The 19,976-nt window shown below is 43.4% G+C and carries 20 protein-coding genes and 1 pseudogene; 18 read left to right on the forward strand and 3 right to left on the reverse strand.

Annotation, left to right across the window (positions count from 1 at the left end):
* The first annotated feature begins 10 nt into the window (after nucleotides 1-10).
* The 16 genes from WQ57_RS05300 (at nucleotide 11) to dnaB (ending at nucleotide 13,864) form a co-directional block, all read left to right on the forward strand.
* On the forward strand, nucleotides 11-979 hold the full coding sequence (locus tag WQ57_RS05300) for a 3-oxoacyl-ACP synthase III family protein (RefSeq protein ID WP_046522676.1): 969 nt from the start codon (nucleotides 11-13) through the stop codon (nucleotides 977-979).
* Between the two features lie 33 nt (nucleotides 980-1,012).
* Nucleotides 1,013-2,443 (forward strand): dihydrolipoyl dehydrogenase, encoded by a 1,431-nt coding sequence (gene lpdA / locus WQ57_RS05305; RefSeq protein ID WP_046522677.1) that lies wholly within the window; start codon nucleotides 1,013-1,015, stop codon nucleotides 2,441-2,443.
* A gap of 88 nt (nucleotides 2,444-2,531) precedes the next feature.
* Nucleotides 2,532-3,569, forward strand: a complete 1,038-nt coding sequence (locus WQ57_RS05310; protein ID WP_046522678.1) for a thiamine pyrophosphate-dependent dehydrogenase E1 component subunit alpha — start codon at nucleotides 2,532-2,534, stop codon at nucleotides 3,567-3,569.
* Nucleotides 3,560-4,543: an alpha-ketoacid dehydrogenase subunit beta gene (locus WQ57_RS05315; RefSeq protein ID WP_046522679.1), complete on the forward strand. Its 984-nt coding sequence runs from the start codon at nucleotides 3,560-3,562 to the stop codon at nucleotides 4,541-4,543. The genes WQ57_RS05310 and WQ57_RS05315 overlap by 10 nt, the downstream gene beginning before the upstream one ends.
* 23 nt (nucleotides 4,544-4,566) lie before the next feature.
* Nucleotides 4,567-5,868, forward strand: coding sequence for a dihydrolipoamide acetyltransferase family protein (locus tag WQ57_RS05320; protein WP_046522680.1), 1,302 nt, complete (start codon nucleotides 4,567-4,569; stop codon nucleotides 5,866-5,868).
* A gap of 152 nt (nucleotides 5,869-6,020) precedes the next feature.
* Complete coding sequence (locus tag WQ57_RS26510; RefSeq protein ID WP_156183054.1) at nucleotides 6,021-6,257, forward strand: hypothetical protein; 237 nt, start codon at nucleotides 6,021-6,023, stop codon at nucleotides 6,255-6,257.
* A 70-nt stretch (nucleotides 6,258-6,327) separates the two neighbouring features.
* A complete protein-coding gene (locus tag WQ57_RS25650) occupies nucleotides 6,328-6,585 on the forward strand; it encodes an SEC-C metal-binding domain-containing protein (RefSeq protein ID WP_052948650.1) in 258 nt (85 codons plus the stop codon).
* Between the two features lie 318 nt (nucleotides 6,586-6,903).
* Nucleotides 6,904-7,587 carry an S-adenosylmethionine--2-demethylmenaquinone methyltransferase gene (locus WQ57_RS05330; RefSeq protein WP_046522681.1) on the forward strand — a complete coding sequence of 228 codons (684 nt, stop codon included), beginning with the start codon at nucleotides 6,904-6,906 and terminating at the stop codon, nucleotides 7,585-7,587.
* An 18-nt stretch (nucleotides 7,588-7,605) separates the two neighbouring features.
* Nucleotides 7,606-8,484 (forward strand): NAD(P)-dependent oxidoreductase, encoded by an 879-nt coding sequence (locus tag WQ57_RS05335; protein ID WP_046522682.1) that lies wholly within the window; start codon nucleotides 7,606-7,608, stop codon nucleotides 8,482-8,484.
* Between the two features lie 78 nt (nucleotides 8,485-8,562).
* The gene (locus tag WQ57_RS05340; RefSeq protein WP_046522757.1) at nucleotides 8,563-9,915 is read left to right on the forward strand and encodes a TRAP transporter large permease subunit; all 1,353 of its coding nucleotides are present in this window, start codon (nucleotides 8,563-8,565) and stop codon (nucleotides 9,913-9,915) included.
* Between the two features lie 19 nt (nucleotides 9,916-9,934).
* Nucleotides 9,935-10,210 carry a hypothetical protein gene (locus WQ57_RS05345; protein WP_064537341.1) on the forward strand — a complete coding sequence of 92 codons (276 nt, stop codon included), beginning with the start codon at nucleotides 9,935-9,937 and terminating at the stop codon, nucleotides 10,208-10,210.
* A 222-nt stretch (nucleotides 10,211-10,432) separates the two neighbouring features.
* Nucleotides 10,433-11,284, forward strand: coding sequence for a MurR/RpiR family transcriptional regulator (locus tag WQ57_RS05350; RefSeq protein WP_046522683.1), 852 nt, complete (start codon nucleotides 10,433-10,435; stop codon nucleotides 11,282-11,284).
* A 154-nt stretch (nucleotides 11,285-11,438) separates the two neighbouring features.
* The gene (locus tag WQ57_RS05355) at nucleotides 11,439-12,041 is read left to right on the forward strand and encodes a hypothetical protein (protein ID WP_046522684.1); all 603 of its coding nucleotides are present in this window, start codon (nucleotides 11,439-11,441) and stop codon (nucleotides 12,039-12,041) included.
* 6 nt (nucleotides 12,042-12,047) lie between these two features.
* Nucleotides 12,048-12,293 carry a hypothetical protein gene (locus WQ57_RS05360; protein WP_046522685.1) on the forward strand — a complete coding sequence of 82 codons (246 nt, stop codon included), beginning with the start codon at nucleotides 12,048-12,050 and terminating at the stop codon, nucleotides 12,291-12,293.
* Nucleotides 12,280-12,609, forward strand: coding sequence for a replicative helicase loader/inhibitor (locus WQ57_RS05365; RefSeq protein ID WP_046522686.1), 330 nt, complete (start codon nucleotides 12,280-12,282; stop codon nucleotides 12,607-12,609). The genes WQ57_RS05360 and WQ57_RS05365 overlap by 14 nt, the downstream gene beginning before the upstream one ends.
* Nucleotides 12,545-13,864 (forward strand): replicative DNA helicase, encoded by a 1,320-nt coding sequence (gene dnaB, locus WQ57_RS05370; RefSeq protein WP_084820168.1) that lies wholly within the window; start codon nucleotides 12,545-12,547, stop codon nucleotides 13,862-13,864. The genes WQ57_RS05365 and dnaB overlap by 65 nt, the downstream gene beginning before the upstream one ends.
* 453 nt (nucleotides 13,865-14,317) lie before the next feature.
* Here the strand turns inward: dnaB and WQ57_RS05375 are convergent, their stop codons facing one another.
* The 3 genes from WQ57_RS05375 to WQ57_RS05385 all read right to left on the reverse strand — a co-directional run bounded on the left by WQ57_RS05375 (nucleotide 14,318) and on the right by WQ57_RS05385 (nucleotide 17,342).
* Nucleotides 14,318-15,184, reverse strand: coding sequence for a metal-dependent hydrolase (locus WQ57_RS05375; protein WP_046522760.1), 867 nt, complete (start codon nucleotides 15,182-15,184; stop codon nucleotides 14,318-14,320).
* 476 nt (nucleotides 15,185-15,660) lie between these two features.
* Nucleotides 15,661-16,404, reverse strand: coding sequence for an SDR family NAD(P)-dependent oxidoreductase (locus WQ57_RS05380; RefSeq protein ID WP_046522687.1), 744 nt, complete (start codon nucleotides 16,402-16,404; stop codon nucleotides 15,661-15,663).
* Between the two features lie 242 nt (nucleotides 16,405-16,646).
* Entirely contained in the window at nucleotides 16,647-17,342 is a 696-nt protein-coding gene (locus WQ57_RS05385) for a response regulator transcription factor (protein WP_046522688.1), read from the reverse strand.
* Between the two features lie 246 nt (nucleotides 17,343-17,588).
* Here WQ57_RS05385 and WQ57_RS05390 point away from each other — a divergent pair, with 246 nt between their 5' ends.
* Both WQ57_RS05390 and WQ57_RS05395 read left to right on the forward strand, forming a co-directional pair.
* A complete protein-coding gene (locus tag WQ57_RS05390) occupies nucleotides 17,589-19,214 on the forward strand; it encodes a flavin-containing monooxygenase (RefSeq protein WP_046522689.1) in 1,626 nt (541 codons plus the stop codon).
* Nucleotides 19,215-19,238: 24 nt separating this feature from the next.
* Nucleotides 19,239-19,972 (forward strand): annotated as a pseudogene (locus WQ57_RS05395) (SDR family NAD(P)-dependent oxidoreductase).
* Nucleotides 19,973-19,976: the final 4 nt, after the last annotated feature.

Here is a 19,976-nt window from a genome sequence, read left to right on the forward strand (position 1 = left end):
GTTGGAAACCGTGAGTCAAGCATGGTCAGCGAAAATTATTGGGACAGGCAGTTATGTGCCTGAAAATGTGTTAACGAATAAAGACTTAGAAAAATTAATGGACACGACAGATGAATGGATTCAAACAAAATATGGCATTAAAGAACGAAGGGTGGCCGGAGAAGAAGACCAAATTTCCACCCTTTCAATTGAAGCGGCCAAACGAGCGCTGACAGATGCAAATGTAGCAGCGGAAGAAATCGACCTGATTATTCTTGCTTCGATTAATTCCGATGTAAAAGCACCGGCTACGGCTTGTTTTGTTCAAGCAGAATTAGGGGCAAAAAATGCGATTGCGTTTGATATGAATGTAGGCGGCTGCCCCAATTCGGCCTTTGCCTTATTTACGGCAATAAAATATATCGATCCCTATAGATTCAAGAATGTTTTGGTTATTTGTACAGAGATTTATACAAAATTCATTGATTGGAAGTATCGAAATACCGCTTGTTTTCTTGCCGATGGTTCTGGTGCGGCGGTCTTAACACTATGCGAAAAAGAGCAAGGGATTCTTGGCTACGATCTGGGCGTCGAAGGAACGATGGCAAAATCGGCGTGGTGGCCAACGGGAGGCACACTTGGCACAGTATCCGAGAATGTTGAAATGGATGGTCCAGCCGTGTGGGAATTTGGTCATTCCATTGTTCCGCAATCGATTAAAAAGGTCCTAAACCAATCCGGTACTGCTGCGAAAGAAGTCGATTTTTATATATTCCATCAAGCCAACATCAATATTATCCGCAATATTATGGAAATGTTCGATGTGCCTTTAACCAAGACCCATATCAACAATGATCGATTCGGGAATACAGGCGGAGCTTCGTCGATGATTGCGTTGGATGAAGCGCGAAAGTTAGGCCTTATAAAAAAAGGAGATAAGATGTTGTTTTGTGCTTATGGCTCAGGTTTGGCATGGGGAACGATTTTATTCCAGATGTAAATCCTTTAAGCATTAAAAGGAAAAGGCGGGATAATGTTGGGAGCAAATGAGTTCGATGTCGTCATTCTGGGCGGAGGTACAGGAGGCTATGTTGCTGCGATCCGTGCCAGCCAATTAGGAATGAAAGTGGCAGTGGTTGAGAAAGAAAAATTGGGTGGTACCTGCTTGCATAAAGGGTGTATTCCAACCAAGGCTCTTTTAAGGTCAGCAGAAGTGTATCACACGGTAAAGGAAAGCAGGAAATTTGGTGTAGATGTCGCAGAGGTATCGATTAACTTTTTAAACATGCAGGAACGTAAACAAGCCATCATCAATCAGCTTTACTCTGGTGTCCAGCATTTGATGCGAAAAGGAAATATTTCGATATACCAGGGCGAAGGGCGCATTATGGGTCCATCCATTTTCTCCCCTCTCGCCGGCTCCGTTGCGGTAACACATATGGATGGAAGTTCGGAGATATTGGTCTCGAAAAGTTTGGTCATTGCAACTGGTTCAAAACCACGCGGGTTAGACGGACTTTTAGTGGATGAACAAGATGTCATGACGAGCGATGGGGCTTTGCGCATGCAATCATTGCCTAAATCCATTCTCATCATTGGCGGGGGAGTCATTGGTGTGGAATGGGCATCCATGCTAAATGATCTTGGGGTTAAGGTACAAATCGTGGAGTTTGCCGAACGCCTTTTACCGCAGGAAGATGTCGAAATCAGCAAAGAAATGACGCGTTTATTGAAAAAGAGAAACATTGAAGTCTTTACTGGAACGAAGGTGTTGCCGGAAACTATTGTCAAAGAACAAGTTGGGAAGCTTTCCATTTTAGCCAAACAGGGAGAAGCAGTATTGTCTCTTGAAACTGAAAAAATTTTATTATCGGTTGGCCGTGAAGCAAATATTGACAACATTGGCATCGAAAATGCAGGGATAGCTATTGAAAATGGTGTAGTACAAGTAAATGAATATTTTCAAACAGCTGAAAGTCATATTTATGCGATTGGAGATGTGATTGGAGGCCTCCAGCTCGCACACGCCGCAACAGTTGAAGGGATTACCGCTGTTGAGCACATGGCTGGACTCCATCCAAGTCCTGTTTTATACAATCATGTACCAAAAGTGACCTACAGCCGGCCGGAAATTGCCAGTATTGGAATGACAGAAGAGCAGGCAAAGCAAAGGGGCTTTACCGTTAAAATAGGGAAGTTCCCTTTTAAAGCAACCGGAAAAGCATTGATTCACGGTGAAGCAGATGGTTTTGTCAAACTAGTCGTGAATGAACAAACCGATGATGTATTGGGGATCCACATGATTGGCCCGCATGTCTCTGAGTTAATCGCGGAAGGAGCGCTGGCCAAAACGCTCGATGCGACACCATGGGAAATCGCCAAAACGATTCATCCTCATCCGTCATTATCAGAAGTGTTAGGAGAAGCTGGTCTCTCGGTGGAAAAAATCGCGATCCACACTTAAATCAACAGAGGTGCCGGTACAATGTTTCGCACAAAAATATTGTTTTTTAATTCCATCTTTAAATAATGATATTTGGGAGGTTTTTAGCATGGGGGAATCAACCGCCGTTCTAGTGGAGAAAAAGCATCGTACGTTAGGATTGTCAGATGAACAAGTGCTGGGGATGTATCGGGATATGCTGCTCGCAAGAAAATTGGATGAACGCACATGGCTTTTGAACCGTGCGGGGAAAGTTCCATTTGTCCTTTCATGTCAAGGTCAGGAAGCAGCACAGGTAGGGGCAGCCTATGCACTGGATAAAGAAAAGGACTATCTCTGTCCTTATTATCGGGATGCTGGTGTTGTCCTCGTCTTTGGGATGACAGCCAGAGAATTAATGCTAAATTCATTTGCAAGAGCAGAAGACCCGAATAGTGGCGGCCGGCAAATGCCTGGTCATTTTGGCGGGAAAAAGTATCGGATTCTATCGGGGTCCAGTCCTGTGACAACACAGGTTCCGCATGCCGTTGGTCTTGCTTTAGCTGGTCGAATGGAAGGGAAGGATTTTGTCTCTTTTGTCTCTTTTGGTGAGGGTTCGAGCAACCAGGGGGATTTTCATGAAGGGGCGAACTTTGCAGGGGTTCATAAACTGCCGGTGATTTTCTTCTGTGAAAATAATCGCTACGCCATATCCGTTCCATACTCGAAGCAAGTGGCTTGTGAAAGTATTGCCGATCGCGCGCAAGGATATGGTTTTCCTGGGGTAAGTGTGGATGGCAGCGACATTCTTGAAGTGTATCGCGTCACGAAAGAGGCAGCCGACCGGGCAAGAAGAGGAGAAGGCCCTACTTTAATTGAGGCCCGCTGTTTCCGCTTTTCGCCTCATTCCTCTGATGATGATGATCGCAGCTATCGTCCGGAGGGGGAAGTGGAAGAAGATAAGCAGTACGATCCGCTTCGCCTTTTTAATCGCTATCTTAAAGAAGTAGAAGTATTAACGGACAAACTGGAACAAGAAATTCATGATTCCGTTGCAAAAATAGTGGATGACGCGACAGAATATGCCGAAAACGCCGCTCCGCCTCAACCTGAAGATACACTCAAACATGTATATGCGGAAACTGGGAGGGATGGAAAGTGGCAGTAATTTCTTACATTGAGGCGATTAACCAGGCATTGCGGGAAGAAATGGACCGTGACCAAAAGGTATTTATCCTAGGAGAAGATGTTGGTTTAAAGGGAGGCGTTTTTAAGACGACAGAAGGCTTATATGATCGGTTTGGAAGTGAACGAGTGCTTGATACGCCTTTGGCTGAATCAGCGATCGTTGGCGTTGGCATTGGGGCTGCCGCATATGGGTTTAAGCCTGTGGCGGAAATCCAATTTGCAGATTTTATTATGCCGGCTGTCAATCAAATTGTCAGTGAGGCTGCAAAAATGAGGTATCGCTCAAATGGGGATTGGAATTGTCCGATGGTGGTTCGGGCTCCCTACGGAGGCGGAGTTCATGGGGGACCTTATCATTCTCAGTGTATCGAAGCCATGTTCTGCAATGTTCCCGGTTTAAAAGTGGTTGCTCCTTCGACTCCTTATGATATGAAAGGACTGCTTAAATCATCGATTAGAGATGATGATCCTGTACTGTTTTTGGAACATAAACGCTGCTATCGTTTGATAAAAGGAGATGTTCCTGAAAAGGATTATATCGTTCCAATTGGAAAAGCAGATGTCAAGCGGGAAGGCGAAGATATTACGGTTATTTCCTTTGGCCTTACCCTGCATTTTGCCTTACAAGCGGCGGAAAGATTGGCGAAAGACGGTTATAGTGCCCATATTTTAGATCTTCGTACACTTTACCCGTTGGATAAGGAAGCGATTTTAGAAGCCGCCAGAAAAACAGGAAAAGTGTTGATCGTTCATGAAGATAACAAAGAAGGCGGCATCGGGGGCGAAGTGGCTGCGATGATTGCTGAGGAATGCCTATTTGAATTAGATGCGCCAATCAAGCGTCTTGGTGCACCAGATGTTCCCGCCGGACCATTCAATGGCGTGATGGAAAAATTCTACATGCTGAATCCAGATAAAATATACGAAGCAATGAGAGAGCTAGCTGATTTTTAACGTTTATTCATATGGAGGGAACTATGGCTGAGAATGTAAACATGCCGCAACTTGGGGAAAGTGTGACGGAAGGGACTGTTTCGAAGTGGTTGGTTACGGTCGGAGATACAGTAAAAAAATATGACCCCATTTGTGAGGTCACCACGGATAAAGTGAATGCCGATGTCCCGTCCTCATTCAGTGGAACCATTACTGAGATCATAGCCGAAGAGGGAGAAACGATCCCGGTAGGAGCGCTGATGTGTAAGATTGCTATAGAAGCCGAAGAAAGTCCAATGCCAAGTACCGTTGAATCAAGTCCAGTATCACTACATACCGGGGGAACAGCTGAAATGAAACAGGAGCATGGCGCAAAACAGCGCTACTCGCCGTCGGTCTTGAAGATGGCACAAGAACACAATCTTGACCTAACTAAGATTACAGGAACAGGCATGGACGGCCGAATCACCCGTAGAGATTTGTTAAAGATTGTCGATGGGAAAAGAACAGGAAAAGTGGCAGATACCTTTAATATGAAAGTAGAAACCCAAGCTGCTTCATTACCGAGGGTAAATGAAGAAAATTTGGCGGTTCCTAAACAAAAGGTTTCAACCCCAGATTCATCGGCCGTGTCTGTTCGTTTAAACCATGGAGACCAGGTGATTCCGCTGACAGCCGTGCGGAAGACGATTGCAAACCGGATGGTGCAAAGCAAGCATGAGACCCCGCATGCCTGGTTAATGATGGAGTGCGATGTCACGGGTTTGGTTCATTACCGCAGCAAAGTGAAAGATGATTTTAAGGAAAAAGAGGGGTTCACCTTAACGTATTTGCCTTTCTTTATAAAGTCAGCAGTCGAAACATTAAAGGAATTTCCGAAGTTAAATTCGCAGTGGGCAGACGATAAAATCATTGTTAGAAAAGGGATTCATCTATCCGTTGCCGTAGCCACAGAGGAAGCATTATACGTTCCTGTGATTAAAGATGCTGATCAAAAGAGTATTTTTGGCCTCGCTAAAGCTGTGGATGAACTCGCTAAAAAAACGCGGGAAGGCAAGTTAACTCCGCATGATATGACTGGCGGCACTTTTACCGTTAACAATACGGGTTCATTTGGGTCCGTTCTTTCTGCGCCCATCATCAATCATCCTCAAGCGGCGATTTTAACGATGGAAGCAATTGTAAAACGCCCCGTCGTCATCGACAACATGATCGCGATTCGAGACACAATGAACATTTGCCTTTCTTTTGATCATCGAGTGTTAGATGGACTTGTATGCGGAAAGTTTCTGAAAAGTTTAAAGAAAAAGATTGAAAGTTATGGGTACAATACAACACTTTATTAAACCTTCTATCAATGCTGATTCCTAGGACGATTTGGAATCAGCTTTTTATTGGAGAAAGAACTGAAAATGGTAAATACAAATCTTATCAAAACAAGCCAGTACAATCGCTTCACTCCTACATACAATACACCTTGAAATATAAGATTAGTGATATGAGCGAAAAGGAAATCATACGGAAGGAAGAAGAGAGCTTGTTGGTCTGGTATGAGGATATCTTGTTAGAAGAGACAGCTTCAGCGTTAATAAGCTTCCAATCGGACAAGGTTGTACAGGAAGTTAGTCCATACTTAAATAAAGAGAAATCCATCATTTTTGCCACTTCTGTAATTGAGAATATTAAATCTGACCTGGCCGTTGCGGCATTAAGGGAAGCCTATCGTAATAGATGAACAAGAACTTATTGCAGAGGCGCTTTGTCATCAGTTATCTGGAAAAGCTCTGCCTGAAATCAGCGAAAATATGGAAGATGGATTATTTTCAAACCTGGTTGATATCAAACAGACGGCATATGGCTATTTTTCCATTTCAGGCCTGAAATATCCGGAATTGGAGTTGTGGAGAAAAGCTGCCATGGATGAAGAAACTCGTTATCGGAAAGCGAGCCAGGAGGGGAACATCCTTCCAAATACTCCGATCCGAAACGAAAAGAAAGTTGGACGAAACGACCCATGCCCTTTTGGAAGCGGGAAGAAATATAAAAAATGCTGCGGGAAATGAGGGAGGAGTTCTCCAATCAAAAAACCGACTGTTATAAATGACAGTCGGTTTTTATATTTCAATCTAATGAGTTAGACCCCATCTTAGAAAAAGATAGACGCCTGAAAAAACATCAATAAAAAATAAGCGAAAATAGCAAAAATTTCAGATAAATTGTTTACTTAATAGGTTTTAAATGTTACCATGTCTTCAATGGTAGTAAAAAATATTACATAAATCATATTGTTAGTTATTTTTACTACAAGTTTATAATTATTTTTTTTATTATTTATGTAATCGCTGTCATATTTAAATTCGATTCGAAAAGGAGAGTTTGCAATGAGTTACACCGCACCGCTATTACCGCAAACAGTCATTGATCGTGCGAAAAAATTAAATACCACCCTTATTTCGGATGCAATGGGGTGCACTGGATCCATGCATTATACGGTAAAACCAGTAGCTCCAAGCATGAGAGTTGTTGGAACCGCTTTAACAGTAGACTTGAGGGCTGGAGACAACCTTTTCCTTCATCAGGGTATTTACTGTGGCAGTGAAGGATATGTTCTTGTGGCGGATGGAAAAGGACATACGGAAAATGCCTATCTTGGGGAATTGATGGCTGGAGCGGCCAAAGCAATTGGCCTTGAAGGTATTGTCATTGATGGGTTTGTCCGGGATAAAGAAATGTTAGGTGAAATTGGGCTTCCGATTTTTGCGAAAGGATTTATTCCAAACGGCCCATTTAAAGATGGCCCGGGAGCTATTAATATACCAATTTCATGCGCCGGGGTAGCTGTTCAGCCAGGTGATTTAATTGTAGGGGATGAAGATGGTGTCATTGTTGTTCCTCGAGATAGAATTGAGGAAGCTTTGCGTAAAGCTGAAAACAAACTGGAATATGAAGAAAAACGTCTTCAGACGATTGCAAACTATGCAGAAAAACGAAAACTAGGGAACGCAGATGGAGTCAATATTGCACCGCCTTGGTTAGAAGCTAAAATAAAAGAATTTGGATTTTAAGGAGAAAGGGGAAAGGATATGCATTTAGGATTTATCGGATTTGGAGAAGCAGCTTTTGAGTTGGCATCTGGATTAAAACTGCAAGGGCTTGATAACATGACGGGGTATGATCCATTATGGAATATGCCAGCCTACCGTGAATTAATAGCAATTCGTTCCAATAAAGCAGGTGTAACGCTTGTACAAACATCAAAAGAAGTATTGGAACAATCCGACCTTGTCATTGTTGCTGTACCTGCAGACAAGGCGCTCGAAGTCAGTAAACAACTAAAGCCCTACATGGAGAAGGGGAAAATATATATAGACGTTTCAGCTTCCAGTCCGGATATCAAGAAACAAATGGCTGCGATTATTCAACAAGCAGGTGGAAGATTTGTCGATGGTGCTATGATGGGACCCCTTCCGGTTTATAAACATGAAGTGCCAATCCTTGCGAGCGGGGACGGAGCGGATACTTTTATTGAGATGATGCAGCCATTTGGGATGAAGATCAGTAAAGTGAGTGATGTGCCAGGAGAAGCAACAGCTGTAAAATTAATCCGCAGTATTTACATGAAGGGTATTGCAGGTCTGTATGTTGAGCTTCTAGAAGCAGCCCATGAATTTAATGTTGAATCTCTTGTAATTGATTCATTGAGTGAAACAATAAATGGACGTACATTTGAAGAGACAATGAATCGGCTTGTCACTGGCACCGCCCTTCATGCGGTCAGGCGGTCTGTTGAACTTGGCGGTACGATTGCAATGCTTGAATCTGTTAATATTGATTCTTCAATGTCAAAAGCTGCGAAGGAAAAAATTGAAAGGCTTGCATCTTTGAATGTAAAAGAAAAGTTTAAAGGTGAAAAGCCAGAACACTGGCTTCAGGTAATTGAAGCATTTAAAGTAACAAACTAGGATTGTGAAATAATGGGTGCGGCTGCCGGCCATGCCGGTGCCGTATATCGTAATAAATATACAGGAAAGAGGTGTCATATGGGGATCGGTATTTGGGCATTACTTGTTTTTATCGGAATTATAGTTTTCTTTAACCTGGTCTTAAAAAGAAATATTGCGGAAGCAATGCTTGCAGGTTTTGTTGTAACCGCTTTATTCGGTGGAGTGAAAGCCCCTGATTTGATGTGGAATGGATTGGTTTTTGCAGCCACTAATGAAGTGTTATATGCTTCAGTGGCCTTTGTGTTTATGGCGTATGTCATTGATCAAACAGCGGTGATTGCCAGTCTTATCAAGATTCTCAATTCCCTTCTCGGGCGCTTTCCTGGAGGCGCAGCTTATGTGGATACCCTCGCATCAGCGGTAATGGGAACACTAACCGGCTCTAATTCAGGAAACACAGCAACGACTGGATCCATTACAGCTCCCTGGATGGTAAGATCCAATTTTAGCAGAGAACTATCTGCAACCGTTGTGGCAGGTAATGGCGGTCTTGGTGCTTCGCTTCCACCAAGTGCATCGATGTTTATCATGCTTGGCTTCGCGCCGGTTGCGGCAGTGGTTTCCGAAGGAGATTTGTACGTTGCCTTATTTATTGCAGGAGTTTATCAAGTGATTTACCGGATCTTTTTAATTATATATTTCGTGAAGAGAGACAATATTAAGGCGATTTCGCCTGATTTTATCCAGCCTCTAAAAGAGTCTTTGCGAACAGGCTGGAAATCTACGCTCATTTTTTTAGGTGCTTTAATTCCAATAGTTGTGACTATTGGACCGCTTGCTGAAAGCATTTCGGCAAATCCAGCTTTAGGGGAAAGCGCACTTGACAGCATTTCACTTATTACATGGATTCCGATATTAATTATCTTTATTAGTTTTATGGTAGGCTGGGCGCACCTTCCTAAAAACAAATCCGACTGGTCCAAGTTCTTAAATAATTCAATTCCCCGTTTTTCCACCATTGGGGCCCTTCTTGTCTTTGCATACGCATCAAGCCAGGTGTTAACGGATTTAGGGCTTGCAGAAGATTTAACAGGCCTGATGGAATCTATTGCGATTTCCAAATGGCTAATGGTATTGCTTATTGGTTTGCTCGTTGCACTTGTAGCTGGACCATTGTCGTCAACAGCCACATTGACCGCTATTGGAATTGTTGCTTTTACAGGAATGGTTTCTGCTGGCGTTGATCCATTACTTGCCGTCGTGGCGATTCTGGTATTTGCTTCCACGGAAGGTGCTTCTCCGCCGGCATCAGGATCCATCTTTATCGCAGCCTCGCTGGCAGGAGCGCAAGCAGAAAAAACATTTGTGCCGCTCGTTATCTATTATGTTCTTCCGATATTATTAATCGGTTATTTTATAGCGATGGGTATTCTACCGGTCCCAATGTAAAAAGAAAGGAGCTAAAGGCATGAGAGATATTTTGGCTAATTTATTTAAAGTGTCCCTGGTATTGTTTTTGTTTGGTGGTACCTGTCTTGTTATTGGACAATTAGGCGGGCTTCTTTTGCAAAACGGCGATATGATTATCAGATCGTGGGATATTTTCGCTAATCCAACATTTGCAATTAGTGCAATTGGAGGCATACTTGGTTTTATTTTGGGTTATTTTCCAGAAGAAAAAACAGAAGAAGTTGATTTGTACTCCTCAGATGAGTACTGTGAGCAAATAGAAAACGTACGGTGATAAATAAATCTTAGCAGACAATCCAACTGGAAATGTCTGCTTTTTCTTTTTTAGGGTTCTGGAAAAAGAAAGCGAAAACAATCCATATATCTGACCAGTGGGATATCCCGGTTTCTATTTTTTTAAAAGTAATTTTTACAAAAAACGAAATAGGTGTTAATATTTCTTTGAAGGTAATAGGTGGAAAATTTACGACATCTTATATCTAATTGGAGAGATAATATGGAAAACCCAATCATTAAGCTGCAAGAAAAAATTTCAGAATTAACCGAAACACAAAAGAGAGTGGCGGATTATATTATTAAACATCCGCTTGATGTTGCCTTTTTGACTGTTGATCAATTAGCTGGCATAGTTGGTACAAGTACAACAACCATTATGCGCTTGACTTTTAGCATCGGTTATTCGGGATACACTGAATTTCAAAAGGGGCTTCAGGAGATTTTGCGGAACCGTGCCGCCCCACAAACAAGACTTGAAGCCAATATAAAAGAGATGGGCGAGAATAATCTATGGGGACGGTATGCGGAAAGTCAAATAAGCAGCATTCAGGATACGATGAACATGATAACTCCTGAAGTGCTTGATCAGACCATGGAGAAAATCGTTACGGCTGAACGCATCATCTGTACCAGCGTTAGAAGCGGGTTGCCTGTAGCACAATATTTAACACATGGACTTAACCGGCTTTTTGGAAATACACAACTAATCATAGCTGATGTAAGTGACTGGGTAGACACCGTTGTCAATATGACATCAAATGACTTGGTTATCGCCATAAGCTTTCCAAGATATGCAAAAAGAATTGTTGATTTTACGGAAACCGCGAAAGCGAACGGGGTACAGGTTGTATCAATCACAGATAGTTACTCCTCGCCTCTATTTAAGCACTCTGATTTAATTCTACCTTGTAATTCCAGCAGTATCGCTTTTCATAATTCAGCTGTATCATCGATGTTTGTTGCTGATTATTTGATCAGCGCCCTTGCAATAAACTACCCAGACACAACAAAGGAACGTCTTGATAAAGTGAATGAAATTTTAACAAAAATGAACTATCATACTATACATTGATCTTTTTAAAACATGTTAGTCATCCTAAAAGGATGGCTCTTTTCTATATTGAGAAAAATTTTTAAAAAAAAGGATTTCACCCTGTCCTCTTCGCCCCCTTTTTCCCTATATAAAAAGTGAAGGATCAATACATAGGAAAATGGGGTGCTGTGTTATGTGCGGTTGGGTGAAGCTGTCTCGGGATATTGTCGATACGGAGCTGTGGCGGGAGGTGGTGCCATTCCGTTTGTTTGTGTTTCTCTTGATCAAGGCATCAAGGGAAGAACGGATGGTGAATGGCTTTATGCTGAAGCGCGGGCAGTATATCCGGGCGTATTCGAAGCTCGCGGAGGATCTGGGCTACCGGGAGGGGAGAGGCGAAAAGCTTTACTCGAAAAGCACGATCAAGCGGGCCAGTGACAAGCTGGTGAAAAAAGGGCTGGTTGCAGTGGAAGAAACGGCGGTTGGAACGCTGTTTACGGTGCTCGCTTATGATGACATCCAGGACAGCGGATTCGTTGATTTTTTTTACCCTTCTTTTCGCGGAACGGAGAAAGAACCTTCCAGTAACCAAAACGGACAGAAGAGTGAACCATATCAAGAAGAAGAGAAGAAAGTGGAGAAGGCAAAGAAGAAGAAGGATGATGATTCGCGGGAACCCGAGCAGCATGGCGGGCAGGCTGGCGATGTCAGGATGGCCGCCTTGACGGAAAAGTTCCTGTCCCTTCGCGGCCGGGGTACCACATTGTCGCCAAGTGACATGAACTCCATAGAATGAGTGGCTATGCTTAAAGTTCCACTTGAACAGCTGCTCCTCTGGATGGACGAGATCCACGCTGCTTATGCTTCCCAGTCTCCAGGAGAGACCATCAGCAGCATGAAGTACTATGAAGCCGCCATCTCGACGAAAGCGAGAAAGTCCAAGATGAAAAGCCAACCTGCCTCCCAATCGTTAAAGGAGCGGATTCTTTTGCTGGAACGGCAGGGAAAAATAGAGTCAGGAGAGGGAGAAGGCGATGGGCAGCGATGAAGTATCTAGCATACTAGCAAAAATCCAGTCGGCTTATCCACACTTTAAAGTGTGTGACGACACCCTGCTTCTTTGGATGAAGATGGGCAGGGAGATGGATTTCAGCCTGGTGATGCGCAAGCTGCTTCATCATATCGCCAGAAGTCCATATCCTCCTTCAATTGCCGAGATTGCGGCATACAGGGAGACAGAAAATTCGTTTCTTGAAAAAAACATACAGTGGGAACGGGAAGGGCGTGAGCGGATTGAACATGACAAAAAGAGCGGAAAGCGAAAGCCAGTACCAGCATGGATATCCTTACAAGGCAGAAAATGAACTGTTAAAAGCGGAAAATATGGTGCTTGGTGCGGTTTTCCTGGAGCCCAAAATCATCAATGAACTCATCCTCGAACACCGCCATTTTTCGACCATTCGAAATCAGAAGATCTACCAGGCCATGCTTCGGCTTCGGGAAAAAGGCCGGCCCATCGACATCGTCACGATGATTGCCGAACTTGGCGACGAGCTAGGTAATGTTGGCGGCGTCAGCTATCTGACTTCGGTGGCCGTTTTGTGCCCTACCACAGCGCATGTGGAACATTACCAGGAGATCGTGCTGGAACATTTCAAGATCCGCGAAATCAAGCTCGCTGCAGCTGGGTTCTGCCACAATGGAACTCCTGAGGAAGCAGAGAACCTTTATCAGACCTTCATTGCGATGCAGGAACTCGGCATGAAGCGGGGACGGTCGAAAGAAGATGTACTGTTGGAAATCCATGATGAACTGTATGAGGACCAAGCCAATCGGAGGGGCGTGAATACGGGATTTGTTTCGCTCAATCGGATGACAGGGGGATGGAACAGGGGAGATTTAGTCATCCTGGCGGCCAGGCCGTCGATGGGGAAAACGGCGTTCGCCCTGAACCTGGCGATGAACTGCAGTAAAAACGGAGGCACGGTCGACTTTTTTTCGCTTGAAATGCCGGATATCCAGCTGGTCAAACGGATGCTGAGCAGCATAAGTGCAATTGACGGGGCGAAATGGCGGGATGCCTATCATCTATTTACGGAGAGGGATCAAACATCTGCAGAACAGGCAATGAGCCTGTACCTGAAGTGGAATATCCAGATTCATGACCAGTCACGGCAGACGGTAGCAGATATACGCGCGAGAATCCAGAAAACCCGGCGCCAGTTCCCTGATAGCGAGTACCTTGTCGTCATCGATTACCTTCAGCTGATTGCTCAAACTGGCAAGCACGACCGGCATGACCTTGCGATTGCGGCCATCACGAAAGAACTCAAGCAAATCGCCAGGCAGTACAATGTGCCAATCATCCTCCTGTCCCAGCTTTCAAGGGGAGTCGAGCAGCGAATGGATAAGCGGCCGATCATGTCCGACCTGCGCGATTCCGGAAGCATTGAACAGGACGCCGACGTCATCCTGCTCCTGTATCGGGACGAATACTACAACACCGACAGCAAAGGGAGCAACATCATCGAAATCGACATCGCCAAGCAGCGGAACGGCCCAGTGGGAATCGTAAAACTGGCGTTTGAGAAGGAAGTAGGGAGGTTTGTGGAGGTGTGAGGGGGGGCACTAGCTTCATTTTTATAAAATCATTTAGTAGTACTCTTAACTGAGTGCCCAGCGGAAGGAAATAAGCGGAGATTTTCCGGTTAAGTGCAGAATGGAGCCTGTTTCGGATGTAAATAAGCGGAGTCTTTCCGGTTAAATGCAGAATGAAGCCTGTTTTGGGGGTAAATAAGGGGAGGTTTTCCGGTTATGCAAGGAAAAATCCCCCATTTTCGAATTTTTCAGGATGATAGCCGGATTTTCTCCGTCTTTTTAAGCCTATTTTATTAAAAATTGTTGTTTAAGCGAAATTTCTCCGCTTATTTTTCCCAGCGGGTGCTTACAAAAATCCGGGTCTTCAACCCCAAACTTTCAATCTCTTTTATTGAATGAAAGAATCATAGTTTCTAATTTAAAAAGCGCCAGCCACCATCCTAGTTCCCAGGAATGGTGGCTGGCACTTTTCAGTTAACGATCAAAGGATTCAAATAGAAAAGATTGTCCTTGTCGATAAAATCGCGGATCATAAACACCGATTTGTTCATCATCATCCACAATGACAACAAATGGGGACCACTCGTAAAGAGTTTTGGCAGCTGGGTTATTTGCGAACAGATAGTCCAGGTCCGCATCCTCTCGGGATTCAAGTACATACAGAGTCTGTTTCGGCTGGAAAATCCCGTCTTCATAGATGGTTACTTTTTCATCTTGTTTCGTGATCACCTGGAAGGTAGTTGGGATAAAACCGGCTGATAGGGCCACTTGCTCATAATCATGGCTGTATTTTTGATGAAAATAATAGCCTTGGAAGCTTTGGAGTGCAACGTGGAGAGCAATGAGGATCCAGGCAGTCCGGAAATAAACTGGCCTGTTTCCAATCGGCTTCTTCCTGGATAAAAAATAAGCACCGGCAATCAAAATCCAGAAAACGAAATCAATAATCGGAATCGTCCCAAAGGTAATTCGCATTTGCGAAAAAGGCTCCAGATAGCCTGTCCCCCAGGCATTAAAGAGATCGCTAGTCACATGGATAATAGATGCAAGCCATCCCAGGAAAAACAATCGCCGATCTTTCACTTTAAAGAAAACCAAACACAGAACATAAAAAAGGGCCGCCCATAACGGTGTTAGAAAAATCGAATGGGTAAGCCCACGATGCCACATTTGATATAAGCCTTCCGTATCCCAAAGTTGCGAAATGACATCAATGTCGGGAATCTGGCTTGCTCCAACCGCGGTGACTAAATATGCCATTCTTGTTCTGCGATCCATCTTTTCTTTATTAACCGTACCATATAAAGAAAGTCCAAATAGTGTATGAGTAATCGTATCCAAAGCTTGTCCTCCGATATTTTGGGGCATGTGGACGGTTCTCTTGCCTCACTAGTCCTGTCAGACAGAAACAAAGAGAGAGAACTTACGTTCGTATTTATGTGGTATAATAAAAAAGCAATAGAATAGGAAACTCATGGGTGGTCAGCTCATCCCCAAAAGAAAGGGGGTGGTGCTGTGACGGTATTCGAAGCATTAATGTTTGCATGTACGTTTGCAAGCTTCATCATTGCAATCCTGTCCTTTAACCAAAGAAAATAATCCACCCTTGAGCTTGGCAGCCTGGTGGATTATTCCCATTTTTTAAGGTGTCCCCCTTGCAGGGAACTTTCTATTGCACTGACCGTTGGTGTTACAGCACCAGCGGTCTTTTTTAATATATGTGCTTATGTGATTTTATTATACCCGAAACGGGAAGCAATGAAAACCAAAAGGTTGTTTTGTAAAAGAGCTTATTAATCTGGTTAGGTCGAATCACATTATAGATCGGAAATCATACCGCCATCGACAACGAATTGAGCTCCAGTTGAATAGCTAGAATCGTCAGAAGCGAGGTAGACAACCAAATTAGAAACTTCTTCAACCTCTGCTCTTCTTCTCAGTGGAATATCCTGTTCAAGCTGCTTTAGATATTCTTCAACATCCGGCTGGTCAGCCATAGGGGTTTTGATAATTCCTGGGTGGACAGAGTTTACACGGATGTTATGCTGTCCAAGCTCAGCCGCCGCACCTTTCGTCATACCAGTCACAGCATGTTTGGAAGCACTATAGGCGATAGCCGTTGGCGCACTCACCAAACCATCTACGGATGAAATGTTGACAATCGAACCTACACCAGCTTTTTTCATCGAAGGCAATGTTTTTTGCATTCCGAGGAAGACACCTAGCTCATCTACCTTAAAGGTTAATTCAAAGTCTTTAACAGTCAGTTCTTCCAATGTTTTGAAGATCCCAATTCCCGCGTTGTTGACTAAAACGTTGATAGGACCAAATGTTTCTTCTGTTTTTGCGACAACTTCAATCCAATTTTCTTCATTCGCAACATCCAATTTAAGAGCGATTGCGTTTTCTCCAAGCTCATCTGCGAGTTGTTGGGCACCTTCAAGGTTAAGGTCGGTAATCGCTACCTTTGCGCCTTCTTCCACGAATTTGCGAGCATGCATCGCACCCATGCCTTGTGCTGCCCCTGTAATGATCGCAACTTTTCCATCTAGTTTTCCCATGTTAATTTCTCCTTTCAAGCCAATTTCAATTTAAAAGCCACTTTCCATGTACAATTATTAATTTGTATATTTACTAAACAAATTAATAATAAATCTTTTCTTGATCACATTCAAATAAAGTGCCTTGAATTAAAAATATATCTATATAAAAATAGAAGGATATCTTCCTGTTTTATAAGCAAATCTCTATGGGGACCATTCGAGCAAGGCCGTGCACTTGTGAGAATTAATGAGCAGAAATTCTATAAATGAATTCCTCTCCTGAACAATTCTCCGACAGCATGGGAACGATTTTTCGCTCCAAGTTTTTTTACGGCTGTTTTAACATACTGATTGATTGTTAATTCACTGATGTTCATCGTACTCGCCATTTCCTTAGTGCTTTCTCCCAAGGCGATTCTTCTCATTACTTCTAATTCTCTTCTGCTTAAAAGTCTTGCTGCCTGGCGTTCTTCCGTACTTGTTAACATTTTTCCTACTAATTTCCCATAATCGGTAAAGGAGGATAAAAGCTGATCATCGATTAGGGTATCCTCTTCAAAGTCAGAACTGCAAATGTAACCGAACACGAATGAACCGCAGCAAATGGGAACAACCAGCAAAGAGTTCATGGTAGAAGGGATGGTATATTTAATGCTGACTTGTTTAAGGTATTCTACTCCCTTGCAGTATTTGGCCTTCTTTTCATTGATCGCTGAATAGATAAGGGGGAAGGAACGAATATCTTCACGAATTTCTCCTATATGTACACCCTCGGTTTCGGAAAGATAAATGACCCCCTCAGCCAGATACCCAATGGGGGAATAGCGGACTAAATAAGAATTTTTGACAGGGAATAAAGCCATATAAGTTTCCAAAACTTTAAAAAGCTGCTCCTCATGACTAGCAATATCCTCTAGTCCTTGTATAGCTTGTTGGATAGTATAGTTTGAGACCATATAAATCCCCTTTTTGATAAAATTGATATCTATATTATACAAAATATTCTAACTATTTTGAGTGTTAATCATAAAAGGAGTACAAATTTGATATAAATCCCCCCCTAAATTAAGGAGTATAGTGTTCTAAAAATACGGAATATTCAAAATTTAAGAATGAACGTATCCTTAATGTACACACCTTACATGCTTTGGAGAATTCAAGCTGAGCTGTAAGATGGTGAACGAATCAAGAGGAGGGAAAGAATGACAGTAAAACAGGTTGATGACTTGGATGCAGTGGTCCTGGGTGCTGGTTTTTCTGGATTATACATGCTTTACCGTCTAAGAGAGGCGGGCTATACCACCCGTGTTGTGGAAGCCGGTGATGGGGTCGGGGGAGTCTGGTACTGGAACCGTTACCCTGGGGCGAAGTGTGATATCGAGAGTATTTATTATAACTATACCTTCTCGAAAGAGCTCTACCAAGAGTGGACATGGACATCCAAATATCCAGAGCAGAAGGAAATCCTGAGTTATCTTAATTATGTTGCTGACAAATTTCATCTCCGCAAGGACATACAGTTCAATACCCGAATAACGGCAGCGCATTATGATGAGGCAGCAAACAGATGGAGAGTTCAAATGAACGATGGAACAAGTGTGACAGCGAAGTTCTTCATTTCGGGAGCAGGATGTCTTTCTGCCGCAAACCTGCCCAATTTTAAGGGGTTGGATCGCTTTAAGGGGGATTGGTATCATACCGGAAAATGGCCTCAGGAAAAAGTGGACTTTAGAGGCAAACGTGTAGGCGTGATCGGCAATGGTTCAAGCGGTGTCCAGGCCATCCCCGAAATCGCCAAGGAAGCGGAGCATTTGACCGTCTTTCAACGAACTCCCCAGTATACAATCCCAGCAAGAAACTATCTATATGATCCAGCGTTTGTTCAAAAAACGAAAAATAACTATGAACAAATAAAAAGAATCATGCACGAAACCCCAACCGGAAATGGGATTCAATTTGGCCAGGTTTCTGCCCTTGAAGACTCCCCGGAAGAACGGATAAAGGTATATGAAAAAGCATGGCAAGAGGGAGGATTTGCCTTTACGTCCACCTATAATGACTTATTTACGAACGAAGAGGCTAATAAAACGGCCTCCGATTTTATCCGGTCAAAAATTAGGGAAACGGTCAAAAATCCTGAAACGGCAGAAAAGCTGCTGCCAAACTATCTTTTTGGCACAAAGCGTCCCATTTTGGACACTGGTTATTATGAGACATTTAATCGCGATAACGTTACGTTGGTGGATGTCAAAAAAAGCCCCGTCGAGGAAATCACCCCGAACGGTCTGCGAACAAGCGAAGAAGAACATGAATTGGATATCCTGGTCTTTGCAACAGGTTATGACGGGATGACAGGTCCCTTGTTCAAAATCGATATTCGCGGCAGGGATGGAGTGTCTCTCAAAGAAAAGTGGGAAGATGGAGCGAGTGTTAGAACTTATTTAGGACTGGCGACGGCAGGTTTTCCAAACTTTTTTATGATTACTGGACCTGAGAGTCCCTCGGTACTCGTTAATATGCCTACGGCCATCGAGCAGCATATTGATTGGATTGCCGATTGCCTGGAGTACATGTCCCAAAACGGTGTCGAGACCATGGAGGCTTCAAGGGAGGCAGAAGAAGAATGGAGCAGGCATTGCCGCGAAGTAGCGGAAATGACACTGTATGTAAAAACGGATTCCTGGTACACGGGAGCGAATATTGAAGGGAAACCGCGGAGCTTTCTTATCTATTTAGGTGGGTTTCTCAACTACAAACAAAAATGCAATGAGGTGGCCGATTCGGGATACGAAGGTTTTACATTGTCTGGCGTAAAGACGATCAAATGATGATGAAGGAATTGGAGTGAGGACATGATGACGCAGAATCGTGTAGCCATCATTACGGGAGCCGGAAGTGGGATTGGCAGGGCTGCCAGTTTAAAGCTATCTAATCAAAAAACGTTCGTTGCTTTGGTCGATTTCGATGAAAAAGGTGGAGAAGAAACCCTTTCTCTTGTAAAAGAACAAGGGGGAGAAGGAGTCTATATCCAAGCAGATGTTTCAAGCACTGTGGATGTCCAGAAATATGTATCCTTCGTAAAAGAAAGATATGGAAGGATTGATGTTTTCTTTAATAATGCCGGAATTATGGGGACTCCATCCCTTCTGGCAGATTATAGCGAGGAGAACTTCGACCGGATTATTGCGGTCAATTTAAAGGGAGCCTTTCTAGGGCTTAAATACGTCATCAAGGTAATGGAAGAACAACAATCAGGGGTCATCATCAACACAGCATCAACAGCGGGAGTTCAAAGTACACCGTTTTTAGGAGGATATTCAGCAAGCAAACATGGTGTGGTAGGTTTGACCAAGACAGCAGCTGAGGAATATGGGCCTAAGGGAATCCGGATCAATGTTATTTGTCCGGGAGGGGTAATGACAAATATGACGAAGGATATGGATATGTCCGACCCAATTCAAAACGGGCCGTTAAGGAGACCAGCCTCCCCTGAGAAATTGCGAATGTTGTATCCTTTCTAGCATCCGATGAAGCTAGTTATATGAATGGTTCGATTGTGACTGTGGATGGAGGCTTAACTGTTTAAATTT

It is taken from the genome of Mesobacillus campisalis, from assembly GCF_000986785.1.
GTDB lineage: Bacteria > Bacillota > Bacilli > Bacillales > Cytobacillaceae > Mesobacillus_B > Mesobacillus_B campisalis.

Coding starts and splice junctions, on each gene's coding strand:
- lpdA (WP_046522677.1), top strand. CDS start 1,013: ATGTTGGGAGCAAATGAGTTCGATGTCGTCATTCTGGGCGGAGGTACA.
- WQ57_RS05310 (WP_046522678.1), top strand. CDS start 2,532: ATGGGGGAATCAACCGCCGTTCTAGTGGAGAAAAAGCATCGTACGTTA.
- WQ57_RS05320 (WP_046522680.1), top strand. CDS start 4,567: ATGGCTGAGAATGTAAACATGCCGCAACTTGGGGAAAGTGTGACGGAA.
- WQ57_RS26510 (WP_156183054.1), top strand. CDS start 6,021: ATGAGCGAAAAGGAAATCATACGGAAGGAAGAAGAGAGCTTGTTGGTC.
- WQ57_RS25650 (WP_052948650.1), top strand. CDS start 6,328: ATGGAAGATGGATTATTTTCAAACCTGGTTGATATCAAACAGACGGCA.
- WQ57_RS05330 (WP_046522681.1), top strand. CDS start 6,904: ATGAGTTACACCGCACCGCTATTACCGCAAACAGTCATTGATCGTGCG.
- WQ57_RS05335 (WP_046522682.1), top strand. CDS start 7,606: ATGCATTTAGGATTTATCGGATTTGGAGAAGCAGCTTTTGAGTTGGCA.
- WQ57_RS05340 (WP_046522757.1), top strand. CDS start 8,563: ATGGGGATCGGTATTTGGGCATTACTTGTTTTTATCGGAATTATAGTT.
- WQ57_RS05345 (WP_064537341.1), top strand. CDS start 9,935: ATGAGAGATATTTTGGCTAATTTATTTAAAGTGTCCCTGGTATTGTTT.
- WQ57_RS05350 (WP_046522683.1), top strand. CDS start 10,433: ATGGAAAACCCAATCATTAAGCTGCAAGAAAAAATTTCAGAATTAACC.
- WQ57_RS05355 (WP_046522684.1), top strand. CDS start 11,439: ATGTGCGGTTGGGTGAAGCTGTCTCGGGATATTGTCGATACGGAGCTG.
- WQ57_RS05360 (WP_046522685.1), top strand. CDS start 12,048: ATGCTTAAAGTTCCACTTGAACAGCTGCTCCTCTGGATGGACGAGATC.
- WQ57_RS05365 (WP_046522686.1), top strand. CDS start 12,280: ATGGGCAGCGATGAAGTATCTAGCATACTAGCAAAAATCCAGTCGGCT.
- dnaB (WP_084820168.1), top strand. CDS start 12,545: ATGACAAAAAGAGCGGAAAGCGAAAGCCAGTACCAGCATGGATATCCT.
- WQ57_RS05380 (WP_046522687.1), bottom strand. CDS start 16,404: ATGGGAAAACTAGATGGAAAAGTTGCGATCATTACAGGGGCAGCACAA.
- WQ57_RS05385 (WP_046522688.1), bottom strand. CDS start 17,342: ATGGTCTCAAACTATACTATCCAACAAGCTATACAAGGACTAGAGGAT.
- WQ57_RS05390 (WP_046522689.1), top strand. CDS start 17,589: ATGACAGTAAAACAGGTTGATGACTTGGATGCAGTGGTCCTGGGTGCT.